The sequence below is a fragment of the Mucilaginibacter sp. genome, assembly GCF_025359345.1.
GTDB lineage: Bacteria > Bacteroidota > Bacteroidia > Sphingobacteriales > Sphingobacteriaceae > Mucilaginibacter.
This window is the reverse complement of record NZ_JANYGQ010000026.1, coordinates 38,444-57,833: the sequence shown is the minus strand read 5'-3', so window position 1 is coordinate 57,833 and position 19,390 is coordinate 38,444. Positions and strand designations below refer to the sequence as shown.

Genomic DNA, 19,390 nt, shown 5'->3' with positions numbered 1-19,390 from the left:
AAGCGATGTGTCCGTTAATCTTGGCTCCTGATTCTTGACTCTTGACCTGTTGATCCTTGACTCTTGACCTCTTGATTCTTGACTCTTGGCCTCTTGACTCTTGACCTCTTGATTCCTGAGTCTTTCTTCTCTCTATAAATTAAACGTAGCCTTCAACAATATAATCCTACCGGGGATGGTGTAGGTATTCGACGTAAAATTATTGGCTGATAAATACAGCGCATTGTATTTTTTTGTGTCGAAGAGGTTGTTGGCGCTTAGCTCGAAATCAGTTTTCAGCTTTTTTAATTTATACCTAACCGACGCATCGGCAAAAACATATTTCTGGTTATTCAACGTACCCGTATGGGTGTAATAATCATCACCTGCTAATTTAAATTCAAGCCTTTCAGTAGGATTGTAATTAATGGCGGCCTGCTGGAAAACACTCCTGATTGCAGTTGTCGATGTAGCAGCGGATGATTTGCTGCTCAACTGGTTGTAAATTACCTTATAGCTTATATTTACCGTGCTGCTCAGTTTCGTTTCGGCACCCGCATTTTCGGTTACAGATATAGTTTTATAAGGCAGCAATATATTATTCTGCACCTGGTTTGAACTGCTTGATTGCCACGATAGCCCGCCGCTAAAAGTAGTGCGCAATGCAAATGAATATTTGCTGATATAGCCGCTAAGCGACAGCGAGTTGGTGCTATTTGCAAACGGCAGCACTATATTTTGTGCTATATTGTTATTGACGATGCTTGACGAAATATTATTGGCCGATATATGGTCGTAAGCCGCCGATACGCTGAAAAAGAAAAGTGTAATAGCTTTACGATAGTTAAAGCCCAGCGCTGCCGTTTGGTCCCGTTGCTCGGTTAAGTCGGCGTTATTGGCCAGCAGGGTGCGGTAATCTTTTAAAATATAACCACGATAGATGTCGGTTATGTTGCCTGTTTGGTTACGGATACCATATATAAGGCTCAGGTAATTTTCGACACCGGTTTGGTATTTAACAAAAAGCCTGGGATTAAAATACAAATGGGTAGACTTTTTATCCACTGCAAAAAAGCCATCGCTGTAATTTGTTTGCTGGAGACTTAAAGGCAGCGTAAGGTTTACCTTAAGAACCTTGCCGGGGTAATCGAAAATCGCCTGGGTGTACAATTTTTGCCGCGACCAATTCAAATTATTCCTGGTGCTATCGGTAACCGCGTTAACTGAGTTATCAACCTGCGTAGTATTTAAACCCGAGCCCAGCGTTTGCTTTTGCAGGCTGAAACCTGCCCGGTAGGTTTGGATTACATAGTCAGAAGGTATTTTGTATGATACGTAGTTATTTGTAAACCATGTTGGCACATTAACTGTTTGGTTTAGCTTGTTATAGGGTAATCCATTGTTAAAATACTGTGGGTTTAAGCCGGGGCTTATCGCCAGGTTTTCCGGTTCGGCTATGTGGTTAATGTACGATGACAGCTCAATAATATTATTACTTTTAAAGGTTTGCATCAGGTTAAATTCGTTCGAAAAATCAGCAATATTATCTTTTAAAACCTGGTTAACCGGCGTGCCGTTTGTCGTTAATGCCGAGTAGCTGGTATTGTGGTTATAATCGGCAATAAAGTCATCGTTTAAATAGTAGTTATCCTTATTAATATTTAAGGTTAAGCCGCCATGCAAAATATCCGGCCGGCGTTTATTGTGCTGAGTTTCGGAGTAATTTACCGTATCGTTTGGCAAATAAATGGCGGCCCGCTTTTGATAATCCTGCCACTGGGTATCGCGCAGGTAATACAGGTTGGCCCGTAACAGCACATCCTTTTTTAAATGCACAAGATTATTTAGGTTGATGATACCTGATTGATTGAAAAGGTAACGGTTACGCGGCAAATCAGGGTCGCCGGCTGTACCGGTAGATAACATGGTGCCGGGTTTATTATTATCAATACGCTGCAAGTAGTTTTGCACGTTGTGCGATATCAAATCTTCGGCTACATCAAAACCTGTATTATTGCCTTTTAGATAGTTTATGGCTTTGTAATTATCCTTAAACATCATGGCGTTAAGGTTCTCGTCGTATTTACCGGGTATACCGCCGCCAAGTGTTTCCTGCCCTATCAGCTGCAATTTGGCATCTTTTTTAAAACTAAGATTGAGGGCAACGTCTTCACTCACTACTTTATCCTTCAGCATTTTAATTGGCTGATGGTTTTCAATAACCTGCACCTGGTCTACCGCGCCGTGGGGGATGGTATTTGTTGCGATGTTATATTTATCATCGAGCAAATTATCGCCACCCAAATAAAGATTTGATATCGGCTTGCCGTTGTATGATATTTTGCCATCTGCAGCCACCTGTACGCCGGGCAGTCTTTTTATTACATCGCCAATCACCCTGTCTTGCGGGCTGCTGTAGTCGGATACTTTGTAGCCGGTGGTATCACCGCTTGTTTTTAAAAACGGCCTGCTATTTTTTATTACAACGCCCTGCAGCTGGTTTACTGCTATGCCTAGTGTAAAATTGCAAGGTGCGGTAAAGTCTGTCAGCTCTTTAGCTTGTTTGTTAAAACCAATGCAGCTTACTTCCACCTTTAAGCCGCTTTTAGGGGCATCCGCAGGCAAATTAAGCGCAAACTGACCAGTGGTACCAGTAACGGTATAGGCAATTATGGCACTGCCCGTACCTTTCAGGTTTATGCTGGCATAGGGTACCCCTTTGCCGGCAGTATCCTTAACGGTCCCCCTTATTGTTTGTGCGAATCCGGTAAAAGCAAGCAGCATAAACAGAAGAACCGGCAGCGCAAATTTGAAGTTGCTCATCATTTCTTTTCGGGCAATTCAATTGGGTTATTAATAACCGGGCCAGGTCCAATTTTGAGTTTAATAACCGGCTGTGGGCCGCCACCACCTTGTGCGCCCATACCTGCCCCAGCCATTGCCGATTGCGTAAAAGCATCAGGATCCTTCCGCATCGCTTCGCGTAAGTTTGTATATTCTTTATCAGTAGTTTTTATAGCGCCTTGGGGCAATTGTATTACGTTGGGGTCGCCGTCGTCAGCACCACCAATCGTTACAATGGTAACGTTGGGCGAGGACGGGGCACTAACCGTGGCGTCTGCAACAAGCGGAGCCTTACTTATATCTTCTACCCCGTCAAATTTAAACACCACTTCGTTTTTGGTATCATGAGCATCTACGATTACACCGGGTAAACCATTTAATTTCCACGGACCGGTATGAAAAGGCAGATCTGGGCAAAACCACGCAACATAATCACGGCCTTTAAAATGGGCCGTAGCCTGTTGGCAATGCAAGCCGCCAAAGGTTGCCGTATCGCTGTTTATTTTCCAGTTAATTGCTGGCAACGGTTCCTCAATCAAATAACTGTTTATCAGTTTTTCTCTCCGCACTAATTTTCCGTTACCGGCAAACTGGTAGTATTCGGTACTCGAACCCGAATTTTTGCCCCGCATTACTCGTATTTCACCGCCGCCCCCATTAGCGGCCATTTGCTCCTGTATTTGTTTCTTCATTAAGGCATCTGCCATTGCTTTATCGTAGCTTTTATAAGCGCTGGAGTGGCTGCCTAAAAACAAAATCATTTTTTCGGTATAAGGCTCCGCCCGTTTGGTTGTATCCCGCAGGTGCGAAAAATTGTAATGAACAACGAGTTGTGCCCGTTCGGGGCTTTGTTGTGCCCTGCTCCTGATCGACAGTATGCTAAACACAACAATAAGTAGGAAAACTGAGTTGATAGGTTTCATAATCTTAATTTTTCTTCAATTGTAAAGCGTTGGCAGGGTATGGCAAAAACTTAGGTGTAAACACGTGATTTTAAGCTGTGAAAGCCCAATATTTGTTATCCGGCTTTTCAAAAAAAGTATGGTTTGCCCCCTATTATCGGCAATAGGCACCACATATTTTTAAGCTGATGCAATAAGTATTACCTTAGTTTTAATATGTTACGAATCAAAAGAAATCAGTTGGTTGAAATAGTACTGCACGTACTGTTTTGGGCGGCCATATTTTACACCACGGGGAACTCGGCAAAGCATTTCCAGGTATTCAGGCAGGTTGTGAATGGAAAGACTGAGCAGATTGTAACCATCAAAACGGCTTACACACAGTCGTTTTTAACATTATCAATGTTGATGCTTTTGTTTTACAGCGTCGCATTTTGGCTGTTAAAAAAAATAATGACGTTTAACAGCAGCATGGCGCGTGTAGCCACTGTATTAGGCTGGACGGCATTTGTATTCATGCTCGATTATGCATTGACACTAATTTTTGTTTCGCCTGCTTCAGATATTTTAAAGATGGACGTGGCATCAACTACTACCGCCGTACTGGACTTTAAGGGTACATCGCAAGACCCAGTAATTTTTAGGCGGATCGGGCTTTTCCAGGTTACACATGTCATTACTTTTCTCTCGATGCTCGGCATTGCGATCGCTTACTTTTTTTCGAAAGAGTGGATCAAAAGCGAGTTTCTCCGCAAACAACTGGAAGCCCATCAGCTCAGTACCGAGATAAAATTCCTGAAATCGCAGGTGAATCCTCATTTTTTGTTTAACACACTCAACAACCTGTTTTCGATGGCGCAGGATAAGGGCAATGATGAACTGGCAGACGGTATTTCAAAACTATCGGGTATGATGCGGTATATGATTTATGAAAGCAATGCCGAGACCGTACCGCTTAAAAACGAAATAGAATATATTAAAAGCTGCATTGCGCTAAATAAGCTGCGGTATGCCGACCATGAGGCGATTGTCGATTTTCGGCATAGCGAACTGTCACCCGATTTATTTATAGCGCCGATGATTTTCATCCCTTTTGTTGAAAATGCATTTAAGCATGGTGTAACCATTAACAATACCTCGTTTATTGATATCGCTATATCTGTTAAGGATAAAGAATTACTGTTTACATGCACCAATAAGAACTATAGTTTTGTTAAAAAGATGCATGATGACAAAAGCGGTATAGGGTTAGCGAATGTAAAGCGCAGGCTCGATTTGCTTTACCCGGGCAAACATGAGCTGCTGATAAAAAATGATGAAGATAAATTTAGGGTCGAACTAAAAATAAATTTAAACTGATGAACTGCATCGCTATTGACGACGAACCCAAAGCCCTCGAAGTAATAGAGCGGTACTGCGCAAAAAGCGGTATATTAACACTGCAGGCTTCGTTTCGTGAACCGGTTAAGGCCATGGAGTTTTTGAACCGCACCCATACCGACCTTGTTTTTTTGGATATAAACATGCCCGGCATTAATGGCATCGAGTTGTTTTCGTCGCTTGCGGTTAAGCCCATGGTTGTATTTACTACCGCGTACAGCGACTACGCAGTTGAAAGCTATAACCTCAATGCCATTGATTACTTGCTTAAGCCTATAACATTTGAGCGTTTTTTAACCGCTGTTAACAAAGCCTTAAGCCTGCACACATTAAAAAGCAACACCCAGCGCAAGGATGAGCAACCCGAATATGCGTTTGTTAAAAGCGGCCCGCAAACCTACCAGGTAAAAATTGCCGACATTTTATATTTAGAAAAAGACGGCAACTATATTTCGGTTGTACTTAACGAGAAAAAAATTCTTATTCGCCAAAATATGGCTGATATTTTTGAGATGATACCAGCACAAAATTTTGTACGGGTGCATAAATCCTTCGTGGTTGCTATACGGCATATTACCATGGTTGAGAACCACCAGGTGATTATTGGCGCCCATAAAATACCTATCGGGAGTACGTATAGGGATGAGATGAAGACGAGGCTGGGGTTGGTTTAACTGTAGAGACACAATACTTTGTGTCTCCCGCATTCAAATCAAAAATCATTTCTCAGAATGCAAATTCAAAGACGCAAAGTATTGCGTCTCTACAAAATTTTAAAATAAATTTGATAACTAAATGAACATTCATTTATATTTGTAACGTAATTAAATATATGCGCGCAAGAGACGTTGACAAAGAACAACTGGTAAAGCAAAAAGCCATTGAGGGTATAGTAAAACATGGGCTCGAAGGCTTCAGCATGAATAAGCTGGCAAAGGAGTGCAAAATATCGGTGGCAACGCTTTACATATATTATAAGGATCGCGACGACCTGATAATAAAAATAACGGAAGAGGAAGGCGTGAAAATGGCTGAGACCATACTGGGAGATTTTGACATTGAAGCATCATTTGAAGACGGCTTGCGGATGCAATGGAAGAACCGGTTTAAGTACATGATGGATAACCCGTACATAACGGTGTTTTTTGAACAGATACGCAGCTCGAGTTATCACGCGTCATTTTTAAAATCATTTAAAGAAAACTTTGAAGCACCTGTAACTGAATTCATGAACAACGTGGTTGCCCGTGGCGAGATTCGCAAAATGCCGCTTGAGGTTTACTGGTCGATTGCGTTTGCGCCGCTCTATGCTTTAATCCGTTTTCACAACGAGGGCCAAAGCGTAGGCGGAGTGCCCTTTAAAATTTCGGACGAGATTTTATGGGAAACGTTCGACCTGGTGGTGAAGGCGTTGAAGAATGTTGGCTAGAGATTGGTTGATTAGAGATTGGTTGATTAGAGATTAGAAACAACTGGGAAAGAAAATTTTAGTTATTTTTAACTAAGTGAATGTTTATTTATTAATGGAGAATTTTGATCATATACTATTACTTAAAACCGATTGCAGAACTATTGCAGACAAACAGGTGCTGCAATGTTTGCTGTCGCAGCAGCCAGGGATTGAGGAATGGAACCTGGACCTTGATGATTGCGACTGTGTTTTACGGATAATTACTTACACAATTAAGAACACACAAATAATAAATTTACTAAACCAAAGCGGCTATCATTGCTGCGAACTAGTATAAACACAATGAAAACACAACAAGAAATTACACCGTTTACCGGCTATCAAAAACTGGTGATTTTTATTTTAGCCTTTACCCAATTTACCGTAATACTCGATTTTATGATTATGTCGCCGCTTGGCGATATGCTGATGAAATCAATGAACTTGAAGCCTGCCGCGTTTGGCGTTGCCGTATCAGCTTATGCTTTTAGCGCTGGTATATCAGGCCTGCTTACCGCAGGGTTTGCCGATAAATTCGACAGGAAGAAACTTTTGCTGTTCTTTTACCTTGGCTTTACTGCAGGCACCGTACTGTGCGGCATGGCACACACTTATTCCCTGCTTTTGGCGGGCCGTATTATAACCGGCTTGTTTGGCGGCGTTATCAGCTCCATATCAATGGCTATTGTTGCCGATTTATTTGCGTTGCAACAACGCGGCCGGGTAATGGGTTTTATCCAAATGGGGTTTGGCGCCAGCCAGGTGTTGGGCGTACCTATTGGCTTATATCTTGCCAATCATTTCGGTTGGGAAATGCCTTTCTTTTTAACAGCCGGGCTGGCAGGCATAATTGCCGTTGTTATAATAGCCAAGTTAAAACCCGTTACCGCCCACCTTTTGGTGCAGCGCGATAAATCGGCACTGCTGCATTTATGGCATGCCGTTGCCAAACGCGATTATCGCATAGGTTTCGCCGCTACGGCCCTGCTATCCATTGGTGGTTTTATGATGATGCCTTTCGGCAGCGCCTTTGCCATCAATAACCTGCATGTGAGCCAGCAGCAATTGCCATTGCTATTTATGATATCGGGTGCAAGCGCTCTTATTGTTATGCCAATTGTAGGTAAGCTGAGCGATAAAATCAGCAAGTTCAAACTGTTTGCCGTGGCATCGATATGGACAATGATAATGTGTATAGTGTATACTAACCTGGCTGTGACTCCATTTTGGTTAGTCGTTATACTTAACGTGTTGTTGATGATGGGTGTGCTAAGCAGAATGGTGCCATCGCAGGCCCTTACCAGCGCAGTGCCCGACATGGAAGACCGGGGTGCCTTTATGAGCATCAACGCATCGTTGCAACAGATTGCCGGTGGCGTTGCGGCGGCGGCAGCCGGCATGATTGTGGTGCAGCAAACCAAATTCAGCCCGCTTAAAAATTACAATATTGTAGGTTATGTGATAGTGGTTACCTCGGTGTGCAGTATTTTACTGCTGAGCCGGGTAAGCAAAATGGTTGAAAGAAAAGCAATGAACAAAGCACTTGCTGTTAAACAGGAAGAAATAATGTTGAGTGACGGGATTTAATTAGTCTGAAGTCCGGAGCCGAAAGTCCTAAGTCCGAAGTATTGGGTCAAATCCGGGCTTAAGACTTTCGACTTAGGACTCTCGACTTAAGACTCAAGACTAACGTCACTTCGGCGTACCCATATCCAACGCCGGTTTAACCGAGCCACGGTGGCATGTGGTACAATTAACAATAGGATTAGCACTTTGCAGCCCGCTTATGTTTTTCAATAATTGATTGTTGATGGCGGCATTCATTGCTGCCATTTGCCTTGTAATTTCTTTTTGCGGTTTAACCTCCGATTCCCAATGCCCGGGATCGTGGCAGTGGCCGCAGCTTACACCAAGGGAGTTTGAGTACCCGAAATTCATGATAGCTATAAGCTTGCCGGCAGGTACGCCTTTCAATAATTTAATATTCTTAAAAACAGAATCGGCCGGCATGTTTTCCTTGCCTTTTATCGCCAGTCTTAATTCATCAACATAGTGCCTACGATCAGCTAAAATCGAATCGGGGCCGTTTTTAGCATTTTGTTTTCCGCTGCTGTTTAGGTTGAACGCGCTAAAAAACATTACCATAAGCAGTAAGGAAAAAACAATTGTGAGGTCTCTTTTCATTTTGCGGGTTTGTTCATCAAATTTATCGATATCCTAAACCGGAAACATCCCCCCGGCAGGGGTATTTGTAAACGCAACGGCAATTTTTAACACTTTAACGCGAACCGGAAATCCCCCTTCCGGGGGTATTTTTCATCAATTTCTAAAAAGTACTTTTGATAACAGTAGCTGATTAACTATTAACCACTTAATGAAAAAGATATTTCAAATAACCATTAGCTTGCCTGTTATTATACTAACAGCAAGCAGTTTACGCACGCATATAAATACTCGCAAAACTGTAGCCAAAGGTCTTTTAATGGTCGCCCATTAAACTCCCTATTATCGTATATTTATGTTCCGATTGTAAAACATGGCCCCAGTTAGCTCAAGATATTATATCCGTTGGTTTATCGTTATCCTCTTAACGCTATTTGCCCCGGCCCTATTTGCCCAAAAATATAATTTTCAACACTATGATATCGATAAGGGCTTGTTGCAGTCGCAGGTAACATCAATTACCAAAGACAAATTGAACCAGATCTGGTTGTCGAATTTAGGCGGAATAAATTGTTTCGACGGGAAGCAGTTTACCTCGTTTACGGTGGGTAACGGCATTAAAAACTATTTTAATTTCGCCATAGCCACCGATAACAACGGCCGGGTGTGGTGCGGTAATTCGGGGGGATTAACCTGTTTTGAATCAAAGGGATTAATTAATTACCCGTTTACCGGTAAAAATACGTTGAGGCCTGTACGGCGGATTGTGTGCGACCGGCACGATAATATCTGGGCGCTAAGCGATCAAAAGCTATTTAAAATAGTTAATCAAAAACTTGTAGAACAGCAAATAACAGTTGATAACGAAGTTATTACCGATATTGAAAAAGACGAACGTGGCAGCATTTATGCCGCCATCCAAAATAAAGGTATTTACAAATTACGCTATAACAAATGGGAACCGTTTGCGCCACTGAATGCGTTTAAAAACGTTGGTTATATCATTCAATTTGCAGTAGTGCCACACCATGCCGGCCAGGTTTACATGATTACTCAAAATCAGCTGTTTTTCCTTAAAGACAGCGTCACAACAACGGTGGATAATGCGCTTATCAGCAAAATTAATACGCGTTTAGTATGCCTCGCCATTGACCATAACCTTGATTTATGGCTGGGTACCGATAAGGGGGCGTTTTTATTATCAAACCACACCTTAAAGCACTTTGACGACACTAACGGGTTTACCAACACCAGGGTATTTTCGATATTTGTTGACTACGAAAACCATATCTGGTTTGGCACCGACGGCGCTGGTTTATATAAATACCAGCTTGACGATTACCTGGTTTATGATAAATCGCAGGGGCTCACCAGCCAACTGGCCATGGCCATGGTTAAAAACCGCCGCGGCGAAATTTATATTGCTACTTACGGAGGCGGATTACAAAGTTGTAGCGACGGTAAAATCACCCAGATTAAAAACCTGCCGCCGGAATTTAAAGATGCCCGCATAAACTGTTTATATGTCGACACCAATGATGACCTCTGGATTGGTACCGATGACTTTGGTTTGTGGAAGAAAACGAGAAACGGAACGGTTAAAATATCAAACAACTTAAGCTGCACTTTTATAACCCAAAGTAGGGACGGCACAATTTGGTTTACTACTAATTTTGGCTGCTTTTATATTCAAAACAATAAGACTATCCCAATTTACGGGCTCAATTACCAATGCAACAGCCTGTTGACGATGGGTGCCGATTCGATGTATGTAGGCACGTTTGATGGGCTGGTATTGGTTAAGGATAAAAAAATAGCAGGCGAAAGCAGATTGCTCCAGGGCTCCAGTATTAATTGCATGCAGAAATACCGAACAACTATTTTGATTGGCATCACCGACAAGGGTTTATATGCCCTGGATACACGAACAGACAAGCTGCGAAATATCGACATTACAAACCAGGCTGGCCCCAACACCATATCGGGGATGCTTGTTGTGGGGAACCAATTATGGCTCGGCACCTCGAGGTCGATAAACCGTTATATGATTGAAGGTAACGAAACTCCTATTTTCAAAAAGTTAATTGCCCCTGCTGATGTTTATGAGTGCAATCAAAATGCTGTTTTATTAACCGATCATAAGGTTTGGATAGGCACAACGCATGGCATTATAGTTTTCGACAACAATGTCAAAAAACAGCCGCCGCTATCGCTTCACCTGGCTATTCAGAAGGTTTCGGTTAACAACCCGGATATAAAGTTTAATTCGATATATCAAAACGGCTACAAAATCCCCGAAAAGCTGGAGCTGCCATCCGATGAAAGCAGGCTGGCCATAAAATTCCAGGCTATTGAATTTGGCGACAACCGCGATATTTTTTACCGTTATAAGCTTGAGGGATTGGATAAAGATTTCAGCTGGCCTGTTCAAAATAACGCCGTCGAGTATCCACAGCTTCCGCCGGGCACTTATACATTTAAGGTAAAAGCCATTGTTGACGGGATGATAAGTGATACTGTATTGTACACCTTTACTATCGTACCCACCATATACCAAACCGCCGAGTTTAAGTTTATCATTCTGCTTTTTTTGCTTTCGCTGGTGTTTGGCATCTATCTTTATAAAATCTACAGCCATCGCAAAAAATTAACCTATATAAACCAGCTTAAACATCATGAACAGGACCTTGTACGAAGGCAAACTGCCGAAGATTTTCATGATGACCTTGGCAATAAGCTAACCCGTATAAACATGCTCGCAGAACTGCTGGCCCGCAATTTTGCCCGGCATAGCGAATCTGAAAGCAAATTGGTTGAGCAAATACAACTCAGTGCATCTGAAATGTATGCCGGCACAAAAGATATTTTATGGGCCTTAAATCCTGACAATGATAATTTGGCAGAAGTGTTGGATGTAATAAAGGGCTTTGCTGAAAACCTATTTATGAATATAGATGTTAAGTTAAATTTCGACCTCCCTGCAGATGAGCTCCGCTTAAAACAAATTACGTTGCCGCTGGGGCACAGCAGGAACATTATACTGATATTTAAAGAACTGTTTACTAATATATTAAAGCATTCAAAAGCAAATATTGTAACTTTTGCAGTTTTTATCACGAGTGATGGCTGCATTGAGTTTGATGTTACCGACAACGGGCGCGGTTTCGACCCTGCACATAGTTCGGGAGGTAACGGCATTAAAAACATGCGGAACCGTGCAAAAAAACTCAACGCATCGTTAACTTTTATATCAAATAATAATGCCGGCGCAACCAGTGTTTTATTATTACCCATTCCTTAATACAAGAGTTATGCAAAAAACGATACGGATAGTAATTATTGAAGACGACCAGATATTGCAGCACGCATACAAACAGCTGATTGAGGATGAATGCGGGTTCCAGGTTGTTAGCTGTTACAGTAGTTTCGACGCCGCCGAAAAAAAACTCGTTACCGATGATCCCGGCATTATTTTACTGGATATAGAATTGCCGGGCACTAATGGTGTGCAGGCTATCCCGCTTATAAAAAAACTGGTACCCAAGGCAATGGTTATTATGCTTACGGTATACGAAATTGAGGAGCAGATATTTGCGGCCCTTGCCAATGGTGCATCAGGCTATTTAACCAAGGATGTTTCGTCGGCCAAAATTATTGAGGCAATTTACGATGCCCGTGCAGGCGGCGGACCAATGTCAAAAAAAATCGCATCTATCGTCATCAAATCGTTTCAAAAAAACACCGACTCGCCCCTTTCAAAACGCGAAACAGAAATCATAAAAATGATCAGCGAAGGCAAAAAAAGGAACGAGATTGCCGATGAATTATTTATCGAACTTGAAACCGTAAAAACGCATATCAAAAATATCTACTCAAAGCTTAACGTTAACTCCCGCAGCGATGCGCTTAAAGTCGTCAAAAAAAACAGGCTTATTTAATTAGTCTTAAGTCGAAAGTCCTAAGTTCAAAGTCAAAAAAGAAAAATCCGACTTAAGACTTTCGACTCAAGACTAACGACTTCTTCTTACGAGGCAGCGCGGATATTCAGTAAAAAGTTTTGATGAATCGCGTTTACCGAACATGAAACCATGTCGGCCTCAATAAACAGCTCCCTGGATATTTGATTTTTACCCTTGCCGCTAGTCAATAATTCCAAAATCCGGCATTCCAGCGGCGAAATACCTTCGTACTTATTCCTTTTAAAGAGCCGTGAAATCAGCCTGGCAAGGTTCCTGTTTATCGGCTTATAACCATTCACTATGTCGTTTACTGTATCAATGATATTTGTAAGCGGTGTATCTTTGGTTAAATAGCCCGAGGCGCCGTTAGCATAGGCTTTAATTATTAAATCCTCAAACTCATACACGCTCAAAATTACAACCTGGCAACCCGGCAGGTTTCGCTTTATTTCGGGAATGGCATCAATACCGTTGGTTCCGGGCAATTGTACATCGAGCAAAATAACATCCGGCATATCTTTTGAGATATTGACAGCAGCCTCATCATACGAATAATAGGAGTTTACAACCTCGAAGCCGTTTGTTTTGTCGATCAATAACGCGTACCCTTCCCTAAGAATAGTATCATCCTCTATTATTACCGTCCGTATTTTATCATTCATTGCCGGGGCGTTTATATGTACATGCACCTTTTACACTTTATTGTATATGCGGTAATAATATACATTAATATAGTAAGCAAATGTGCCAAAGCCCCCAAATAATGTATTGTTTAAACACCGCTTAAAACTGGATGCACGCCTTTTTTAACAACAAAGCCGATCATTTTTTATGATCGGCCTTCTTGTTAATTTAATACCTGGCTTATTACTTCAGTGTAAGTGTTTCTTCAGTGGTTCGTAGTCCGCCCCTGTATTGATAATGCAACGTAAAAGTCTTTGTTGTTGGGTCATACCAATTGTCGCCTACTTGTGTATAAGGAGGAGGTAAATTGGCTAAACTGCTGCCGACGAAGGTTACAGTAACAGAATTGTCTGCATTAACCTTTAACGTTATCGGATCGCCATCACCCAAATCAGCTGCAGTTGAGGAAACTGTAGAGGCATCAACCGTACCTAATGTTTTGTCCTGGTTAATTACCCTTTGATCAATTTGACTCAAATCAGCGTTTAACCTGGTAAATAATCCGGCTGCGTGGTATATACCGTCATATATGTTCTTAACCCCCAAAGTAACAAGTATTGTATCTAACGCCACACCGTTAGGGGCATGCATTTTAGAATACCCGCTAAAATTTGTGATTGCCAGCAATACTGCATATTTTTTTGACGGGTCGAATTTTGAACCATCGATATCCAGCGAATAGTTTTTAGCAAAAACACCTGGAGCCAGGTTGAAAGTGACACCGGTTGCCGAAGTTACTATGCTTGCATCGGCAGTCTGGGTAGCAAGTGCGCCCGGTATCGGCGTATAGTCGGTTCCGTTTGCTGTATTAAATGCAGCCAAATCAAGCGAGGTTAAAACAATTGAAGCCAATTTTTGCAGGTCGGCGCTATTTGCAGCATCTCTCCTTAAGGTAAATACTGTTACCGTTTTTTTATCTGTAAATGGCAAAAAATGCAGGTCATTTTCCTGGGCTTCGGTAATATAAACATAAGTTTTACCCGATTGCTTTGTTTCTGTCCCGCTAAAAGGGTCTTTGCGGCAGGCGCTAAAAAGAAGCATCAGCAAGCAGCCGAGGAACGTGTATTGTAAAAATTTATTTTTCATCTTTAATTCTTTTAGTGTTGTTTAATTATCATGAGCGCAACCAGTGTTTGATTGCCGCCCATGATAGTTTGACTTATTGTTAAAAGCTAAATTAAACTCACGGAGTTTGGCCAATTACATCCCACCAAACTGCGTTATCCTGCGAGTCGGTACCTGCGGTAGGTACTTCCCTGGCAATGGCTGCATTTACGCTTACACCATTTGTTTGCTGTTCGGCCGAAGTGTAAATAAACCGCCTTACTATTTTTTTTGATGCATTTGAAGCAGCAGGCGCAGGAGTTAACACCGGGTAACCGGTTTTACGCCAGATGTTCCAACCAATGTGCCCGTCAGGATAGCCGCTTACCCATTGTTGCACCGCAATATTTTTTGCGTTTGCAGCGCCTGGTGTTGCGCTAATTGCAACACTCGCGTTAGCGAGGTAAGTTGGAGTAGGCGGATCGACGCCCCATTGCTCAAATGATAGTTTTATACCATTTTGATAAGTAGCTACCAAATCGCCGGTAACCCAGCCAATGTTGATTGCCTCAGCAGTTGCCAGGGTAACTTCAGCCGCGTCAATGATGTTAACCGTCGCTGCATCTTGCCGTTGGTCGGCCCGCATCACAAGCGCCCAGTCAGCATTTGCAGCTATGTAATTATTAGCAGTTGTGCGGTCCACACCGTATGGCACACCATTGCTGGACGTAACGGTTCCGCCTGTTGTTTGTCCGGGGTCGCTAAACGAGCCGCCAAACATCAGCTGGCGCCCGTCGCCCGTTGCCTTGGTGTAGTCGGTCATGGTTTTGCTTTCGGCCCAGTCGGTACGTCCGTTGTATAAAGCATACCATGGCGATTTATAGGTACCCCCTGGAAAAGCGAAAGCAAAGTTTTGGGCATTGGTAGTAATCGGCCCCGCAGCTAATGCTGCCTTAAAAGCCGTCGCATAAAAATCGCTTGCACCTGGTACCTTTTTGGATGCCTGGATCGAAACCATCATTACTAACGAATTACCGGCTCTTTTCCACCCGGCAGCATCGCCGCCATAAAAAAGGTCTCCGGGTACCGTACCACCATCCATTGAAGCAACAGCAGCTGCAACTTTGGTAACAATGCCTTTGTAAATATCCTCTTGCTTATCATATGCCGGCGTAATAGCTTTCAATCCCTGCAATGCCTGGCTATAAGGTATATCGCCGAAAGTATCGGTTAATACCCAGTAAATATATTGCTGCATAATGGTAGCCACTGCAACGGAGTTTTTGCTTTGATTAAGCCCGATCACGTTTTGGCAATCATACAAATCAGTTACGTAAGGGCCGGTAAAGCCCACTGCAGGGGTTGCATAGAGTGAAACGCCAGGGTATTGTGTTTCAGAAAAATACTGCGCGTATGCGCCCTGCCCCAAAGCAAAGCCGGTTGAGCCGTACACCGGGAGGTCATTTTCGACACTTGCCAACAAGGCCGGAACAACCGGTTGGGTAACCGCATCGGGGTTCAGGTTAGTAGTGCCAAAATCGTTGGGTTTTTTACAACTCGCCGCTCCCCAAAGCATCAGGGTAGTAAGCGTGTATATATAAATCTTTTTCATCCTTTAAATATTTAAATTAAGTTTTCGTTTTAGCTAGTTGTCAGAAACCTACTTTTAAGTTAAATCCAAAGCCACGTGTGCCAGGCAACTGCGCCGATTCGCCCTGTACCGCGCTTATTTGCGATGGGTCGAAATCTTTGGTTTTAGCATAAATTAACCAAAGGTCATGCGCCTGTATCTGGAATGTTGCATTTTTGATGACGTTACTAAGGCCCCACTTTTTAACCGGGATTTTGTATGAAATACCGGCCTCACGCAGTTTAATGAAGGTTAAGTCATAAACAAACTCATCTTCAGTACCGTTGTTAAAGTTATTGTGATAGTAATCATAAGCACTTACATACATGCTAACCGGTTTGCCGTTTGCGTCAACACCAACCTGGTGGATACCACCGCCGTCGGCAACAGCATCACGCACAGGGTTACCTTTATCGTTTAATGCTGCAGTACGGTAAGTTGTACCAGAGAATGAACCGAAGGCATCAGTTAATGAAGCGAATTTGCCACCAAACTGGTAATCTATGTTAAAGTTGAAAGCGATATCCTTAAACAGGTTGAACGTGTTTTGTATACCACCTGTATGTTTTGGGAGCGCGCTGCCAAAATAAACGCTTGGGTTACGCTGGTAAAATCCGTCGGCACCTAAAATTGGCACGCCGGCAGAATTACGCAACACGCCAGGTCCGAAAATCTGTCCCCATGGTAAACCAGCTTTTTGAACCAGGAATGGAACGCCTGCAGAACCAAAGTTTGTGTTTAGCGCCACAATAATTTGTTGCACGTTATATTTATTGCTGATCTCGACAACTTTATCCTCTAAAAGATTAGAGTACGTTAACGAGATGTTCCACGAAAAATTCGGGATCCTTACCGGGTAGACATTGATGTTTAAGTCAAAGCCTTTTTTCTCAACATCGCCAAAGTTGGTTAATATTGAGTTTACACCGCTGGCCCCATTAACACCTATTGATGCTGGTATACCAGTTTCTGAACCTGTCCAGTAAGTGCCGGAAATTCCGATCCTGTCGCTCAGGAAACGCAGATCCAAGCCCAGCTCTTTTTGCGTTACGGTTGAGCCGTGGATTTTATCGTCAACACTTTGGTTAGGCGTGGTTTGTACCAGTTGCCCGTTAAGTTTTTGTGCGTTTACGGTATATGATGCACCCGGATAAAGGTAAGCGCCAAAGGTTTCATTGGTGTTGCCCAATGCCTTAGGAATTTGCCCGTAGGTAGCTCTTAGTTTACCATAGCTCAACCATTTGTCCTGGCTTTTCAACAAATCACTAAATGCGAATGATATACCACCCGATTTTGATAATACATCGTTTTTAGCCTGCGGGAAAGTTGAAAACCAGTCGTTACGTAACGAACCATCAAGGAAAATTAAATCTTTCCAGCTAAAAGCCACGTGGCCTAAAACTGCATTATATGCCTCGGTTATCCTTGTATTGACTATGGTTGGCGGATCAACGCTGTTTCCGACATTATACAGTCCCGGGATAGTTAAACCATTGTTTGTTGCAGCAAAGTTATTTTTGAATGTCCAGTGGAATTTATCAGTACCTACGTTGGCATCAACCTTAAATTCTTTTATTTTTTTACTATATGTGGCCAAAAACTCTAGATTTTCCCTGTTTGAGTAAGCGTTATTTGAAGAATAGCCGGCTTTTACACCTGTTTGATTGGCGCTTATTTCCAATTCAGTAGGCGTGTAATTTTCCTGCCATACTGTAAGCTGTTGCTTGCGATAGGTCATTTTGAAGCTCAAATCATTGTTCACTTTATAGGTAAGCGCAATGTTTCCAAAAAAGCGATCGGTGTTTGAAGGATCTTTCAACAAATCCTGGTATGAATAGTAATTGTACCAGAAGTTAGCGCCATAAAACGCAGTCGGGTTGGCTGGATTCCATGCCGCCGGGTCGTTGTGGTTCCAGGTTGCATATTGGCCGGGGCCGTATTGCAAATGGCGCAGTTCCTTTAATTTACTCATATCCAAATCCCTGTGGAACCATTGTGTTAGACCACCTGTTCCGGGGTTTCCGTAAGCGTCATTTACTAAACCATTTTGTTTTTGGTTAGTGTAGTTAATACTGGAGGTTAACGACAGATGCTTGTTTAAATCGTAGTTATAGTTCAGGTTTAGCGTATTCCTTTTCAAATCCTGGTTAGGTATCAGGCCTTTTTGATAAAGGTTGCCGTATCCTAACTTAAAACTATAATCTTCGCCCGATTTATTAAATGTAAGGCTGTTATCAAGCAGCGGTGCTGTTTGAAAAAAGTCAGCTGCATTTGTCGGGTGTGGTGTCCATGAGGCAGTTTTGCCCGTATATTGGGTACCTGCGTACCACGCATACCATGGGATGTATTCCTGGCCAACCATTTTAGGGCCCCAACTGCTATCATCCGAATAATCAGGGTAATATTTACCGCTTAATGATTTCCAATGATCAGGATCGCCTGCTTTCCAGGTGTACTGGGTAAATACCGGGTTGTTACCACCGCCGTAGGTATTCTGATAGTTTGGTAGTATATAAGCCTTGTCAAAAGTTGCGCCTATCCTAAGGTCTACTCCTAGGCCGCCATTCTTTTTAGCCTTCGAGGTGGTAATTACGATCGCACCGTTAGCACCCTGTGAGCCTAATAAAGCTGCAGCAGCCGCACCTTGTAAAACGGTAACGCTTTCAACATCGTCGAGGTTTAAGTCGTCTGCATTGGGAAGGATTGTACCATCAACAACATACAGAGCGCCCTGGCCCGCACCAAAACCCGATGCGCCACGCAACCTTACCTCGGTATTACGGCCCAACGCCGCTGCCGACTGGCTGCGCACCTGGATACCGGCAACTTTACCGGCAAGCGCATTGTTAATGTTAGGCTCGCGAATTGTGTTTAATTCTGTGGCAGAAACTACCTGCGCCGAGTTGGAGTTTGATTTTGCTGTTTGCTTAATGCCGTAACCGCCGGTTACTATAACTTCTTTTAATTGTTTTGCATTTGTTTCGAGCGCTATATTAATAATGTCTGTAGCGCCGAGTTCGGCAACATGCCTGTTGTAACCCACAAACGAGAAAGCCATCGACTTTGCCGATGCAGGTACTTTAATAGTGTATTTACCATAATCGTTGGTTACTGTACCAATCTGGGTGCCGGGTACGCTTATGCTTACACCGGGAAGCGGGAAATTGTCATCCTTACCCGTAACGGTACCTGTTATTGTGCGGCTTTGTGCAAAAACAACAGTTACCTGGGCAGTTACGATGACTAGTATTAGTAGTAATAGTTTTTTCATAAAAATTTAATGATTAGTCGAAGTTTTACATCGCTGACTATTTTAAGCAGCACCTAAATAAAGGGAGTCGGAATCATGGAGGGA

The 19,390-nt window shown here is 42.8% G+C and carries 14 protein-coding genes; 7 read left to right on the top strand and 7 right to left on the bottom strand.

Annotation, left to right across the window (positions count from 1 at the left end):
• Positions 1-132: 132 nt before the first annotated feature.
• Positions 133-2,805: a carboxypeptidase regulatory-like domain-containing protein gene (locus tag Q0R52_RS16690; RefSeq protein WP_295796269.1), complete on the bottom strand. Its 2,673-nt coding sequence runs from the start codon at positions 2,803-2,805 to the stop codon at positions 133-135.
• The gene (locus Q0R52_RS16685; protein ID WP_295796268.1) at positions 2,802-3,746 is read right to left on the bottom strand and encodes a GLPGLI family protein; all 945 of its coding nucleotides are present in this window, start codon (positions 3,744-3,746) and stop codon (positions 2,802-2,804) included. Before Q0R52_RS16685 ends, Q0R52_RS16690 begins: the two co-directional genes overlap by 4 nt.
• 195 nt (positions 3,747-3,941) lie before the next feature.
• On the opposite strand from Q0R52_RS16685, the gene Q0R52_RS16680 reads away from it, so the two are divergent.
• The 5 genes from Q0R52_RS16680 to Q0R52_RS16660 all read left to right on the top strand — a co-directional run bounded on the left by Q0R52_RS16680 (position 3,942) and on the right by Q0R52_RS16660 (position 8,142).
• Complete coding sequence (locus Q0R52_RS16680; protein ID WP_295796266.1) at positions 3,942-5,084, top strand: histidine kinase; 1,143 nt, start codon at positions 3,942-3,944, stop codon at positions 5,082-5,084.
• Positions 5,084-5,779, top strand: a complete 696-nt coding sequence (locus Q0R52_RS16675; RefSeq protein WP_295796265.1) for a LytTR family DNA-binding domain-containing protein — start codon at positions 5,084-5,086, stop codon at positions 5,777-5,779. Before Q0R52_RS16680 ends, Q0R52_RS16675 begins: the two co-directional genes overlap by 1 nt.
• 158 nt (positions 5,780-5,937) lie before the next feature.
• The gene (locus Q0R52_RS16670; protein WP_295796263.1) at positions 5,938-6,534 is read left to right on the top strand and encodes a TetR/AcrR family transcriptional regulator; all 597 of its coding nucleotides are present in this window, start codon (positions 5,938-5,940) and stop codon (positions 6,532-6,534) included.
• 94 nt (positions 6,535-6,628) lie between these two features.
• Complete coding sequence (locus Q0R52_RS16665; protein ID WP_295796262.1) at positions 6,629-6,853, top strand: hypothetical protein; 225 nt, start codon at positions 6,629-6,631, stop codon at positions 6,851-6,853.
• Positions 6,854-6,858: 5 nt separating this feature from the next.
• On the top strand, positions 6,859-8,142 hold the full coding sequence (locus Q0R52_RS16660) for an MFS transporter (RefSeq protein ID WP_295796261.1): 1,284 nt from the start codon (positions 6,859-6,861) through the stop codon (positions 8,140-8,142).
• Between the two features lie 105 nt (positions 8,143-8,247).
• Here Q0R52_RS16660 and Q0R52_RS16655 read toward each other — a convergent pair whose 3' ends face one another.
• Positions 8,248-8,739 (bottom strand): c-type cytochrome, encoded by a 492-nt coding sequence (locus Q0R52_RS16655; protein WP_295796260.1) that lies wholly within the window; start codon positions 8,737-8,739, stop codon positions 8,248-8,250.
• A gap of 352 nt (positions 8,740-9,091) precedes the next feature.
• Between Q0R52_RS16655 and Q0R52_RS16650 the strand changes: the two genes are divergently transcribed.
• Positions 9,092-12,019 (top strand): sensor histidine kinase, encoded by a 2,928-nt coding sequence (locus Q0R52_RS16650; protein ID WP_295796258.1) that lies wholly within the window; start codon positions 9,092-9,094, stop codon positions 12,017-12,019.
• A 10-nt stretch (positions 12,020-12,029) separates the two neighbouring features.
• A complete protein-coding gene (locus tag Q0R52_RS16645) occupies positions 12,030-12,656 on the top strand; it encodes a response regulator transcription factor (protein ID WP_295796256.1) in 627 nt (208 codons plus the stop codon).
• Between the two features lie 86 nt (positions 12,657-12,742).
• On the opposite strand, the gene Q0R52_RS16640 is transcribed toward Q0R52_RS16645, so the two are convergent.
• The 4 genes from Q0R52_RS16640 to Q0R52_RS16625 all read right to left on the bottom strand — a co-directional run bounded on the left by Q0R52_RS16640 (position 12,743) and on the right by Q0R52_RS16625 (position 19,306).
• The gene (locus Q0R52_RS16640) at positions 12,743-13,339 is read right to left on the bottom strand and encodes a response regulator transcription factor (RefSeq protein ID WP_295796255.1); all 597 of its coding nucleotides are present in this window, start codon (positions 13,337-13,339) and stop codon (positions 12,743-12,745) included.
• A gap of 205 nt (positions 13,340-13,544) precedes the next feature.
• Positions 13,545-14,447 carry a DUF4361 domain-containing protein gene (locus Q0R52_RS16635; protein ID WP_295796254.1) on the bottom strand — a complete coding sequence of 301 codons (903 nt, stop codon included), beginning with the start codon at positions 14,445-14,447 and terminating at the stop codon, positions 13,545-13,547.
• 97 nt (positions 14,448-14,544) lie between these two features.
• Entirely contained in the window at positions 14,545-16,017 is a 1,473-nt protein-coding gene (locus tag Q0R52_RS16630) for a SusD/RagB family nutrient-binding outer membrane lipoprotein (RefSeq protein ID WP_295796252.1), read from the bottom strand.
• 40 nt (positions 16,018-16,057) lie between these two features.
• Positions 16,058-19,306: a SusC/RagA family TonB-linked outer membrane protein gene (locus tag Q0R52_RS16625; protein ID WP_295796251.1), complete on the bottom strand. Its 3,249-nt coding sequence runs from the start codon at positions 19,304-19,306 to the stop codon at positions 16,058-16,060.
• Positions 19,307-19,390 lie beyond the last annotated feature (84 nt).